This is a genomic window from Paenibacillus sp. AD87 (assembly GCF_001659845.1).
Taxonomy (GTDB): Bacteria; Bacillota; Bacilli; order Paenibacillales; family Paenibacillaceae; genus Paenibacillus; species Paenibacillus marchantiae.
In genome coordinates, this window is the sequence record NZ_LXQN01000007.1 from 3,043,713 (window position 1) to 3,056,697 (window position 12,985).

7 protein-coding genes are annotated in these 12,985 nt (G+C 48.4%); 1 reads left to right on the top strand and 6 read right to left on the bottom strand.

Features of this window, described 5'->3' with window-relative positions; all coding sequences use genetic code 11:
* Positions 1-128: 128 nt before the first annotated feature.
* A complete protein-coding gene (locus tag gpAD87_RS13120) occupies positions 129-5,336 on the bottom strand; it encodes an S-layer homology domain-containing protein (protein ID WP_064638786.1) in 5,208 nt (1,735 codons plus the stop codon).
* Positions 5,337-5,753: 417 nt separating this feature from the next.
* Positions 5,754-7,310 carry an ABC-F family ATP-binding cassette domain-containing protein gene (locus gpAD87_RS13130; RefSeq protein ID WP_063563476.1) on the bottom strand — a complete coding sequence of 519 codons (1,557 nt, stop codon included), beginning with the start codon at positions 7,308-7,310 and terminating at the stop codon, positions 5,754-5,756.
* Between the two features lie 245 nt (positions 7,311-7,555).
* Between gpAD87_RS13130 and gpAD87_RS13135 the strand changes: the two genes are divergently transcribed.
* Positions 7,556-8,029, top strand: a complete 474-nt coding sequence (locus gpAD87_RS13135) for an SET domain-containing protein (RefSeq protein ID WP_064640902.1) — start codon at positions 7,556-7,558, stop codon at positions 8,027-8,029.
* A 199-nt stretch (positions 8,030-8,228) separates the two neighbouring features.
* Here the strand turns inward: gpAD87_RS13135 and gpAD87_RS13140 are convergent, their stop codons facing one another.
* Genes gpAD87_RS13140 through gpAD87_RS13155 form a run of 4 tightly spaced genes read right to left on the bottom strand, consistent with a single transcriptional unit; the run spans position 8,229 to position 12,800 of the window.
* The gene (locus tag gpAD87_RS13140) at positions 8,229-8,837 is read right to left on the bottom strand and encodes a DUF1349 domain-containing protein (RefSeq protein WP_064638788.1); all 609 of its coding nucleotides are present in this window, start codon (positions 8,835-8,837) and stop codon (positions 8,229-8,231) included.
* A gap of 29 nt (positions 8,838-8,866) precedes the next feature.
* Positions 8,867-10,210, bottom strand: a complete 1,344-nt coding sequence (locus tag gpAD87_RS13145) for a dihydrolipoyl dehydrogenase family protein (protein WP_064638789.1) — start codon at positions 10,208-10,210, stop codon at positions 8,867-8,869.
* Positions 10,211-10,249: 39 nt separating this feature from the next.
* Positions 10,250-11,764, bottom strand: a complete 1,515-nt coding sequence (gene opuFB, locus gpAD87_RS13150; RefSeq protein WP_064638790.1) for an osmoprotectant update ABC transporter permease/substrate-binding subunit OpuFB — start codon at positions 11,762-11,764, stop codon at positions 10,250-10,252.
* A complete protein-coding gene (locus gpAD87_RS13155; RefSeq protein WP_064638791.1) occupies positions 11,757-12,800 on the bottom strand; it encodes an ABC transporter ATP-binding protein in 1,044 nt (347 codons plus the stop codon). Before gpAD87_RS13155 ends, opuFB begins: the two co-directional genes overlap by 8 nt.
* Positions 12,801-12,985 lie beyond the last annotated feature (185 nt).

Sequence of the window (12,985 nt, forward strand, 5' to 3'; positions counted from 1 at the left end):
AAAGAGTGGACTTCACCATCCAGTTATCCCCCATGCCGGGCGCATAAGCAAAAAGAAAAAGGCTTACATCATCCTTTAATCCAGGTTGAAGTAAGCCTTCTCTTCTTACGCTAAAATGGTTTTTATCATCAGTTAGGCCAAACCAATTTACTCATCATTGCATACAGCAGCGTTGCCGATTCGGCACGAGTCGCTTGGGCAAGAGGCTTCACCTCTCCGTTGTATCCACCGACGATGCCCCGCTTTACAAGCAAGGCTACGCTATCGCGGGCATATGAGCGGATCGTGGAAGCATCGCGGAACTGTACAAGGCTATCCGCCGAAGCTGATTCCGGCTCGACCAATCCGGCCGCTCCAAGTGCCCTCACGGTCAGCGTCATCATTTCCTGACGGGTGATGGTTGCCTCAGGCATAAAGCGCCCGTCCCCGGTGCCACCAGTGATGCCAAGCGCATGCGCCGTGGTTACCGCTTCATAATACGATGCCTCCGCGCTGACATCGGAGAACGCATTCCCGCGCAACGTTTTCAAGCTGAGTGCGGTCATCAGCCACTGCACGTATTGACCACGCGTCATCACCTGTTTCGGATACAACTGACGGGAGTCCTCGCTTGCACTTTCATCAAAGACTCCTCGGGCTGCCAAGGCCTCCAAGGCATTCTTAGCCCATGGTACATTCGCGAGATCAGTGAACGTCTGCTGCACAGACACGGCAGCATAACTTCCTACTGCGGACGTAACAGTGAATACGACCTCTCTGTTATTCTGATCATAACGGCTTTGGGGCAACGGAGTTGCCATATGATTCGCATCTATGGCAAACCCTACGATTATATCCCGTTGTACATTTTGCAATGTTTCGTAGGGCAGACGCAGCGTCAGCTCATTTGCTGCTGGGTAAGCATCACCGTCCAGATCAATTTCCAATCGAACTCCGTGCTGTGTTCCGAGTTGATCAACGACTGTCTGCGACAGCTGAGTTCGAATCAATCGGACCGATACAGTCTCATACCCTGCTAAGTCTTTCATTGAAAGTGTGGCAGGAAGCTCTAACGTCCCCAATTCCGTAACGATGTTGAATACATGTGCGTCGCCTTGGCCCACCAACGCAGAGACAGGCAGCAATAGTTCATATGCACTTGCTCCTGAAACCGGTTTCTGCCGAAGTTCGACCAGACGGTGACTCTTACTAGCAGGAGCGACTCTCAATGCCTCTTCAATCGCTGAAGCATCCACCTTCGTCTGTACTACACCCTTCTGGTCAACAATACCTTGTAACTCAAGAACGGCACGGTCTTTTTGCGATACTGGTCGTGGCGATGAATTCTCTGTACTTGGGGTACCACTCCCCGGCTGTCCTCCGGAGCCGCTTGAATTACCACCTGAATTTCCACCAGAACCACCGCCCGAACCATCGGAACCCGAGCCGCCTGGTGATGGTGTATACGCTGGTACCTTCACTGCCAGCGGTATAGTCATCGCTTTGCTGTCATCAGAGGTTCGAGTAATCTCCAATTCCAACATGACCGATGTTTCCTTCGATGGCGGGATGATCGTTCCATCGGTTTGAATGACGGTCGGCACCGAACTAGAAGCGATCTCCACGGCAAAACCTTGCGGCACAGTCGGCAACTTTAGCCTCTTCGCACCTGCAGAAGGTTGCTCCAGTACCGTAATGCTCGCAGCCACATCGGCAGCGGTCTGTTGGGCCGTAACCACACGATACGCGGAAGACAACCCGAGCATCGAATGCCCCGACGCGTCAAAAGCTTCCACTTTGTAATAATAACTGGTGCCGGGGCTCAGTTCGTTGTCCGTATACTCCCGCAAACTGCCGTTGTAGACGACACTGTACTCTCCTTTCTCACGATCGGAGCGATAGAGCTTGTAGCTTGCTGCGCCAAGAATTGCATCCCAGTGGAGTGATGCACTTGTTGCAGCCGACATATCAGCATTTAGACCGGCGCTATCGTCCGCAGGTGGCACCGCATCAGACTTGGCGATTATAATCCAGCTGATCAGCGGGTCCTGTGATGCCGTATTACATACCGTTAATTCCAACTTGTTGCCAGATACGACAATGCCTGTGTGAGCTCTTACACTGGCGGGTGTATAAGTAACTGCACCGGTATTCGTGCCATTGATGAGGAAGTTCGCTTTCCGCGATGTGTTCGTCCACGGATCGTTGAACCCGGCGTATATATCGTATGTCCCGTTCGGCATATCGAAGGTATAGGTCAGATCACTGCCTTTGGGCGAGTTGCTGACATTGCCGCCGTTCAAATAACGGACGGTCGAGAAAATATCCCCGCCGCTCGAACCGGAAGCGAGCGCATCTGCGCTGACATAACCCCAATTCCGTCCCTCCTCCGGCGCGTACAACTGATCTGCCGTATCCGAATTGACGAGTGTGCCTTTCATGTAGGCACCCATCAGTTTATAATCAGCCGTTTCGTATCCACCGCTGTTCACGAAATACTGTGCGTTCTCCGGAATAACATATACTCGGACTGCCTGCTTTTTGTTACCGAACTCCGGTGTCGTTACCTGAAGGGTGATTGGTCCGGGTTTCGCAAAATCTTCTGCCGTCATGACTCGGTTATCCACTGTCCATACCGCTGGGGTTGACACAAGCGTACCTCCGTCACGCACCTTGACCGTCGTAGGCAGGGAAGGTACTTTCCCGAGCGGCACAGCTTCCGGCAGCGGATCGGCGATGTCTACCTTGCCCATCGAATTCAGCAGATCAGGCGACCAACTGTTATACCACTTTATAGCGATGTCTGATCCTATCCCAAACTCAATGGGCAAGAAAACGTATTTTGCCCCATCGTTTGAGAAATTGCCGCCGTTCCACGTGTCTCCCACGTAAATGAATTTTCCTTTTTCCGGATCGACTGGAATGACCGACGTAGTCTGCGTACCGAACGCCTTACCCGGATCGGGATCGCTCGGCAATGTGCGTACGAACGGATTGGTCATCGTTGACCAAGGACCAAAAATGTTATCAGCCACCGTCACTTTATTTTCGTTAGGGGCCCAGCCGGACGCGCCGGAGGTCAGAATATAATATTTCCCCTGATACTTGAACATCGCGGGCGCTTCACGCTGTCCGCCTGGGAACACGCGCACATAATCGACACCGTATTCCGCCTGATAGGTCGAATCACGTACCGGATTGCCTTTGTCATCCGTACGTCCTTCCTTATGCCACCCTGTTACGTCACTGTAGTCTTCATTCAGTTTGGAGATATACAGCGTCAGGTTTTCCTCACTGGAGTAGATCAGATATCCGGTACCATCGTCGTCCTTGAACAACGTCATGTCACGTGCCATGCCCCGATCGCTTGGGAAGTAATCTTTCTCCCCTTCAGGAGTTATGTCCATCCGGTAACTCTTCTGATACACGAAAGGCCCTGTGGGGGAGTCACTGATTGCGTAGCCGGCCCGCGCTTTACCGTAGTTCGCACTATCGTTGTAGGGGTCCTTGTCTCCGTCCATGTGGGCCCACATCACGTATTTTTTCGTTTTATCGTTATAGATGACCTTCGGTCGTTCAATAATTCGACCTTTGCGGATATCGGCCCAAATGTCCACCTTGTCGTCACGACCTTCATACAACTTGGCGTTCAACGGGTTCTTGTCGAAATCATCCATCGATTGAATCATCGTCAGTGCCATGCCTTCATCTGTCCAGTTCAGCAGATCCTTGGATGAATATACGCGCACACCAGCGGCTGGCCATCCGCCCGTATGGTATTCGCCATACCAATAATACTTTTCAGTCTGTTCATCGTAAAAAAATCCTGCGCCGTGTGCGTCGATCGGCTTGCCGTCCTGATCCGGCCATAACTGCCCCGGCGTAAAGCTTGTACGAATGGTGGCAACGCCCAGCGGTGCAGATGCAGGAGAAACGATGTCGTCGACGGTTGCCTGGATCATGTAAAAATACCCCGTGCCCATCGTCAGACCATTATCAATAAACGTACTTTCATTGCCACTGTACACCTGCTGATACGTACCTGCAGCACTGGTTGCACGGGACACCGTATATGTTACATCAGATCCAGAAAGTTCGTTCCACCCTAGAGAAATCGACGTATCCGTTACGACTGTAGCAGCAAATCCTGCTGGGGAATCAATCGAGTATGTGGTAGCCTCGGCAACGGTGAACGCAGATTCTCCGGCAGCATTAAAGGCCGTTACGCGATAGCTATAGCTGTTGCCGGGATCAAGCCCCTGATCCGTGTAACTGAGCGCCGTACCTTCATACACCTGATTATACTGGTCGCTGCCAGCCTCAGCCCGAGCCACACGGTAGCCAGCCGCCTTGTCCACGGCTGGCCAAGACAGCTTCACGCTCGTGGCATCGAGTGCTAAGGCCTTCAATTCGCCTGGTCCCTGTGGAGCAACGGCTGTCGTCCGAACCTCCAGCGGCGCAGACCATAACGATTCGGTCATCCCCCCATATTCATAGGCGAGCTTGTAATAATACACCATATCCGCACTTAACCCCTCATCCACGTAACCCAAAGACCCGGTGTTGGTAATCAGGGAATACCCACTTTCAGGCGTAGAGGAACGGTACAGGTGATAGCTTGTTGCACCTGCTGCCTCGGTCCATTGCAGTGAAACCGAAGACGCCGTCTGTTCATCGTTGGAGAGTTGGAGATCGTTCCCTGGTGGCTGCTCGGCAATGATAACGTCATCTATATGTACCGACTGCCACTTATTACGAATGCCAACTGTACCCGACCCGTATGTAGTATCGATCAAATCGAATACTAACCGATCCAAACCGTTTTCGGCGATGTACCCGCGAATGGAAGAACCCGACAGCACCATTTTGAGCGTATACCACGTATTTTTGGCAAACGTATAGTCCACCGATTTCAACGTCGTATCTGTTCCGTTTACCCGCTTGGAAAAGACAAGTTTATTGTTAGGGGCCTGCATTTGAAAATAATAAAAGTTGCCCTTATCCTGAAACCGCGATAGAATTCCCGGAAATCCCTGACCGCCCCCCATGTAAAAACGCATGGAAACCGTCATGTCAGTCATGACCTCTCCGGTTGAAATGATGCCTTCCCCAGTATCGCTCTGAAAAAGTGTGGAGTTGGACGTATCCGTTGGGTCCGCCATTACCTCCCAACTACCTGAGCTTACGTCCCACACTGGCGATGCCGTGTAATCTCCGTCAGAAAAATCGTCCTGCAACAACGTAGCAGGCATTCTATCCGCATCGGCATATGCATGGCTTGGTAACATCAACGGTCCTGAAGACAATGCCAACGTAGCAGATAACATGAATATCAAGGGTTTCCTGAGTTTATCCAATGTTCATTCTCTCCTTTGACTTGGAAGATGAAAGCATGGTTCTTGAAGGCGGTGTTGTTATCCGACCTGTCCTCAGCAGTGAGCGTGCGGTAAAAAAGTGCACTCCACCTCCCTTTTTTAATGAAACCGGTTTCATTATAAAGCAAAAAAAGACCCGTCTTCTCTCCTAAGTGCAATGATACCAAAACGGAATACCTCGTCTTCTTTGCCCCTATGTCGTGAAATAGGTTTATATTATATAAATGTAATCGCTTTCTCGAATTATATGATTACGTATTTGAAGCTGTCAACCATTAACTCAACTCGGACATTTTTCGCTGTAACATGCAAAAAAAACGCGTATTCCGCCTGCTATGCAAGCAAAATACGCGCCTTGTATCACCGTTCGAGTTTGTTCGCAAACTCGCCCATATTACTTTAAAATACCTTCGTTGTCCACGACTCACAATTCCATGTCTCCGTAACCACATCACGATAGAATTCAGGTTCGTGAGAGATCAGCAGAATGCTGCCTTTGTATGCTTTGAGTGCGCGTTTCAACTCTTCCTTCGCATCAACGTCCAAATGGTTCGTCGGCTCATCGAGTACGAGCAGGTTTGTTTCGTTATTGATCAGTTTGCAGAGACGAACTTTGGCTTTCTCGCCACCGCTCAGTACCGCAACCTTGCTCTCAATATGCTTGGTAGTCAGTCCGCATTTTGCGAGTGCAGCACGCACTTCAAATTGGGTATAGGAAGGGAACTCCTGCCAGATCTCTTCGATACAGGTATTGTAGTTGGCATCCTTCATCTCTTGTTGGAAATATCCAATTTCCAGATGTTCACCGCGCTGAACGGTTCCTTCCAAAGCTGGAATCTCACCCAGAATGCTGCGCATCAGGGTTGTTTTACCGATACCATTCGCACCAACGAGAGCGATCTTCTGACCACGCTCCATACGCAGGTCCAGTGGTCTCGACAACGGCTCATTGTATCCAATGACAAGGCCTTTTGTTTCGAAAATGAGCTTACCGGACGTTCTTGCATCACGGAAGTTAAACTGTGGTTTCGGTTTTTCCTTGGCGATTTCGATGACATCCATCTTGTCCAATTTCTTCTGTCTGGACATCGCCATGTTGCGTGTCGCCACACTTGCCTTATTACGGGCCACAAAATCCTTGAGATCAGCAATTTCCTGTTGTTGACGCTTATACGCCGACTCCAGTTGCTGTTTTTTCATCTCATGGACTTCCTGGAAATGACTATAATCGCCCACATAACGGGTGAGATCCTGATTTTCCATGTGATAGATCAAGTTAATTACACTGTTTAGGAACGGGATATCATGCGAGATCAGAATAAAAGCATTCTCATATTCCTGCAAATAGCGTTTCAGCCATTCGATATGCAATTCATCCAGATAGTTCGTAGGCTCATCCAGGAGCAGAATATCCGGTTTTTCAAGCAGCAGCTTGGCGAGCAATACCTTCGTACGTTGTCCACCACTAAGGTCGTTAACGTCCTTATCCAGACCGATATCGGTTAGACCCAGACCGCGTGCTGTCTCGTCGACTTTGGCATCGATCATGTAGAAATCCTGGTTAGTCAGCGTATCCTGAATCGTACCTACATCCTCTAGCAGCTGTTCCAATTCCTCCGGAGTTACATCGCCCATCTTGCCATACATATCATTCATTTCTTGTTCCATGTCAAACAAATACTGGAATGCTCCACGAAGGACATCACGAATGGATTGTCCCTTGCTGAGCACAGCGTGCTGATCCAAATATCCGACACGCATACGTTTGGACCACTCCACTTTACCTTCATCTGGCTGGAGTTTGCCAGTAATAATGTTCATGAAGGTAGATTTCCCCTCACCATTGGCCCCGATCAGACCAATATGTTCGCCTTTCAGGAGGCGGAAAGAAACGTTGTTAAAGATAGCACGGTCACCAAAACCGTGACTTAATTTTTCGACATTTAATATGCTCATTCATGACACCTTTTCTATATAGACTTAATTCTTTGTATATTATAAGCGTTATATCATGCACAACTCAACGCCCTATTGTAAATTCAGCACCATTTTTCGATGAAATGTCCTTCGTTTTGACCCCGGATCCACTCAAACTGATATCAATGGCATTTGCCTTATAGGTATGGATGAGTTAAAATTTTTCCTTAAACGACTTACTACTATAAGAATGGAGCTCTCTTGGAGAGCATCAGGTGAAAATCATGATTGAAGTGAAACAATCCAAATTGGGTAATGGCGAATTTAACCGCGGCGTATTTGCGACCGTAGACATTCCAAAAGGCCAACTGATCCATCAGGCTCCAGTTGTCCCTTATCCAAATGAAGACCACGAACATGTTGAGAAAACAATTCTCGAAGATTACGTATTCGAATACGGAGCCAATCATACGGCTATCCTGCTGGGCTATGGCAGTTTGATCAACCATTCCTACGAGCCTAACGCCACCTATGATATCAACTTTGAAAACCACACTTTTGACTTCTATGCTTATACAGATATCAAAGCTGGCGAAGAAGTATTGATCAATTATAATGGCGAGGAAGATAACATGGACCCATTATGGTTTCTGGATGATTACGAAGAACGTATGCGTGAGCTGAACGAAGCAAATGATGGTGAAGAGGATGCTGATGGCATCGAATCTGACTCCAAGGACACAGACTCAAGCAAATAAGACCTTGAGGATAAACGACAACAGTATTGCAACTTCATGTGAAAAAAATTCAAATAAGCCTCACCATAATCGTTGAAGGCTTGATAAATTAACCTATGGCGCTGCCTAATGCAAACGAAAACAAGCAAGTCCCCCACCAAGGGAGACTTGCTTGTTTTCGTTTGTTGCAATTGCGTCACATTTTCCAACCAAACCCATCTTAATCGGCAATGGGAGGGTCTGTGTGCAGATCCTGATCCGGTTCAGTCAATTTCCATTTGGTAAACGCAACCTCGAACCCGGCACGCTTCGGAGAACAGAGAAACGGTCCTGCTTGCTTGTTCGTCGGATAGGCAAACCTCGCGACCCGAATGGTACGCCAAGGATGCTCATCCGTGCGGGCACGAATAACTACGGCTTCGTCATGGTATGAAGCCCGAATGGTAACGATGCGTCCACCCCACTCCGGTACAGGTGAGAGCGACCAATCGGAAAAACGATCCGTTACGACCGCTCCTACATGAGCCACGCCGTCATTTACTTCAACCCCCGCCTTGATCCATTGATCCTGTCCATGCCAGAGCATTAACCCTGCCTGATCATATAATTCCGTGAATGAACTCAGATCAAATGATACTTCGATTGCCTTGGTTCCATCCCATGGAGCAAGCATGGCATGTCCATTCTGATGGCAGAAACCATAGAAGGTCTTCTCCCAAAAGTCACTGCCCTCCTGTGCCTCCACAATTAGACGGTCACCTTCCGTTCGCGCCTGAACCGGTTCGGTTGTCCACTCGGCTTCATGAATCCGATGAAAATGAACTGACATAATTCTTCCCTTCCTTCCACACCATCACATTAAAATAAAGAGCCTATATCCGATGCGGCTGTAGGATATGCAAAATTCATGGTGTTTAGCTGATCGGTCGTCAAATCGAACTGAATTGCCATGGCGAACAGGTTAATCAGTTCTTCTGTTTTGCCACCCAATACATGGGCACCCAAGATACGTCCTGTTGACTTGTCGATTACAACTTTGGCCATGGCATATTTTTCATTCGTACGTTTATAAGTATACCATTTCGACATGTCATTTACCTTCACCTCATAGCCCTCTTTCTTGGCCTGCTCCACATTAAGGCCTACAGAACCCATGGAGGGCACGGTAAATACAATGGAGGGCATTACTTTATAATTAGGTTTGTTATGATTGCCTTCAAGCAGATTCAAGGATACTGCGCGTGATTCTTGGCCTGCGAGCGGAGTCAACGGAAGTCCTTCCGTTGCGGTAACATCGCCGGCAGCGTAGACTCTTGGATTACTTTCGCTCTGCAAGTACTCATTAACGGAGATGCCTTTTTTCGTGTAGCTGACATTTCCTTTCTCCAATTCAAGCCCCTCTACATTCGGAATACGCCCTGCTCCGTGAACGACAAGTCCACATTGCCATTGATGATCAGCCCCATTGCGGGTTCCACTGACCACATATGTGTTTCCCTGCTGACGAATTGCCTTCACTTCCGCATTCAAGTGTACGTGAATGCCTACTTCTTCGGATTTTTGCAGTAGCATGTCCACCAGTTCCGAATCAAACTGTTCCAGCGGCTGTTCACCTCGATGAATAATATGGACTTCCGTACCAGCTCTGGCCGCAATATGTGCAAATTCAAAAGCAATGTAACCTCCACCTACCAGAACCAATTTATCTGGCAGCTGTTCCAGATCAAGAAAATCATCGCTGTATTTCAGATGCTCTACACCATCAATAGAAAGTGGTGCTGGACGCGCTCCTGTTGCGATGAGAATATGTTTCCCGTGTAGGACTTCGTCCCCTACACGAATATGATCTTCGTCAACAAAAGAAGCCTTGCCATGGAACGTATGCATCCCGGCCTGCTTGAACTTATCCTCGCTTGCTCTCGGAATACTCTCCGTAAATGTTCGCTTGAACGCCATAAGTTCCGACCACTGAATAGAGGCGTTACCTTCCACTCCTTTGCCCTTCATTCGTTCATTCCAGTCGATCAGTTCAGCCGCTCCTGCAAGTACTTTCTTGGGATCACAGCCCCGTAACGCACAGGTTCCGCCAAACTCTCGTTCATCAATCACGGCAATTTTCCATCCGGCTTCGGCGCAGCGGGATATAACAGAGCTTGCAGCGCTCCCGGTTCCAATCGCGATCAGATCATAAGGTTGTGTCATGTTAGTTCCTCCTCTTCATGTATAACCGTAAATATCAAGCTACAGTAACCCTGCTTTTTGCAGATAATCCGTTGCCACTTGCTCTGGAATCGCTCCATTAACGTTCACTTCGTAATTCATTTGACGCATCTCATCGTCCGTGATCCGGCCTGCAAGTTGATTCAGTACCTCCACAAGCTGCGGATATTGGTCTGCCGTTTCTTTACGGAGCATCGGCGCCCCCTGATATGGCGGGAACAATTCCTGATCATCCTCCAGCACAACAAGTTTATACTGTCTCAGTTCACTGTCTGTGGAATAGGCATCTAGCAAATTAATGTCTCCACGCTGAACGGCTGAATAACGCAGTTTCGGCTCCATTGTGGCTACGTTCGGGAATTTGATGCCATACTTCTTCTGAATACCAACATATCCGTCTTCCCGATCAGAGAATTCCAGTGTGAATCCTGCCTTAATCTGCTGCTGTACCGATTTAAGATCCGATATCGTCTTCAGATTATACTGATCGGCAACCTTCTGAGGCACAGCCAACGTATACGTATTGTTGTAATCCATCGGGTTCAGTAGAACCATATCGAATTGGCTCAACATCCCGTCTCTTGCCTGTTCATACACTTCTGTACGATCAGTGCTAACTGCGGTTTCCTTCATAAATTCAGATATGGCGGTACCCGTAAATTCTGGATAAATATCAATATCACCTGATTTCAGTGCATTGAAAAGAAATGTGGTTTTCCCCAATCCTGGTTTCAATTCAACCTTCAGATCGGTATCTTTTTCAATGAGCAATTTGTACATATAAATCAGAATCTCTGGTTCGGCACCCAGCTTTCCAGCAATAACCAGATCTTTTTGCCCTCCACGGGAGAGCCAAGGAATTGTGATTACCAGTACGGCCACCAGAGCGAGTGTTCCGAGAGTGACCAGCGTTTTCTTGAATGATAAACGTTGGAACTGGCGGAGCAGCACATCAAACAAAATGGCAAGCAATGCGGCTGGGATGGCTCCCAGAATAATCAATGCCGTATCATTTCGATCAATACCTAGCAAAATGAGTTCACCCAGGCCTCCCGCGCCAATCAGGGCTGCAAGCGTTGCTGTACCTACAATCAGAACCATTGCGGTGCGAATGCCTGCCATAATGACAGGCATCGCGAGTGGCAGCTCCACTTTGGTGAGACGTTGACGACTGTTCATGCCCATCGCATTCGCTGCCTCGACCATGGAAGGATCGACTTCCGATATACCCGTATACGTGTTGCGGAGTACCGGAAGCAGGGCATACACTACAAGCGCAATAATCGCAGGAAATGTACCGATGCCGAATAACGGAATGAGCAATCCGAGTAGAGCCAGAGACGGGATCGTTTGTAATACGGCTGTTACCCCAATAATCGGCTCGGCCACTCTTGGCTTGCGTGTCAGATAAATGCCCAGCGGGATCGCAATCAGAACGGCAAAGAACAATGCGATAAATGAGATCTGAATATGCTCAAGAAGAGCGGATAATAACTGTCCTTTGCGCTCACTGAACACCTCTGTAAATCTACTCATGTGCTTCACCTCGTTCCTGCAACTGCCCGGACCAGTACTGGATCAGATCAGCTCGACTGACCTGGCCTATAATCTGGTGGTCCTTCTCGACCAGTAAATGATCATGAGATGCCATGATTTCCACAAAATCAGGCAGCGTAATTGATACGGGAACAGCCGTTTTGGCCGACTTCGGCACATGCCCGGGTGAGAGCGGGGACATGATCGATTCAAGATCAAATATAGAAATCAGTCGTTCTTGTTCGCCGGAGGCCGTTTGTAATTCATACATCGGGTCGCCCGCACCAGATACAGGCTGTGAACTCCTATCCGGACCAGAACTACCGACAAAGTCACGTACGAATTCATTCGCTGGCTGCTGGATTAGTTCTTCCGGGGTACCCACCTGTAATACTTGCCCATCCTTCATGATGCAGATACGATCACCCAGCTTCATCGCTTCCTGAATATCATGGGTAACAAACACAATCGTCTTCTTCATCTGACGCTGAATATCCAGAATATCGTCTTGCAATTTCTCACGGCTCATCGGGTCAAGTGCACTGAACGGTTCATCCATCAGTACAATTTCGGGATCGGCAGCGAGTGCGCGCAATACACCGATTCTCTGTTGTTGTCCGCCAGATAGCTCAGCAGGCTTGCGATCACTGTATGTGGTACCTTTCAGTCCGACCATGTCCAGCAAAGTATGTACGCGCTCCTTGATTTGCTCTGACTTCCACTTTCGGAGTTCAGGAACAACCGCAATATTTTGGGCAATTGTCATATGTGGGAACAGTGCAATCTGTTGCAGCACATATCCGATATTCCATCGCAATTCATGAATGTTATATTCATCGATAGGCCGTTCATTAATTCGTACGGTCCCATCTGTCCGCTCGATCAGACGATTGATCATTTTGAGCATTGTGGTTTTGCCGCAACCGCTCGGACCAATCATGACGAACAGCTCTCCCTTGTTAATGTTGAGATTAACCTGACGTAGAGCATGGGTTCCATCAGGGTATTGCTTGGATACATTTTCGAACTGAATCATCCGTTCTCTTCTCTCCTTTTATCAAACATTCATTCTCATCTATTTCCCCAAAAGCGTACACATATAATCACCATGCTGGATTGGGGTATTGTTAAAGGTTGAACAATCAGCAAAAAAGACGGGCCTTCCGGCACCGTCTTCTTGTTATTCAGCAGAATTTGCTTCCAATATTTTTATAAAAACAC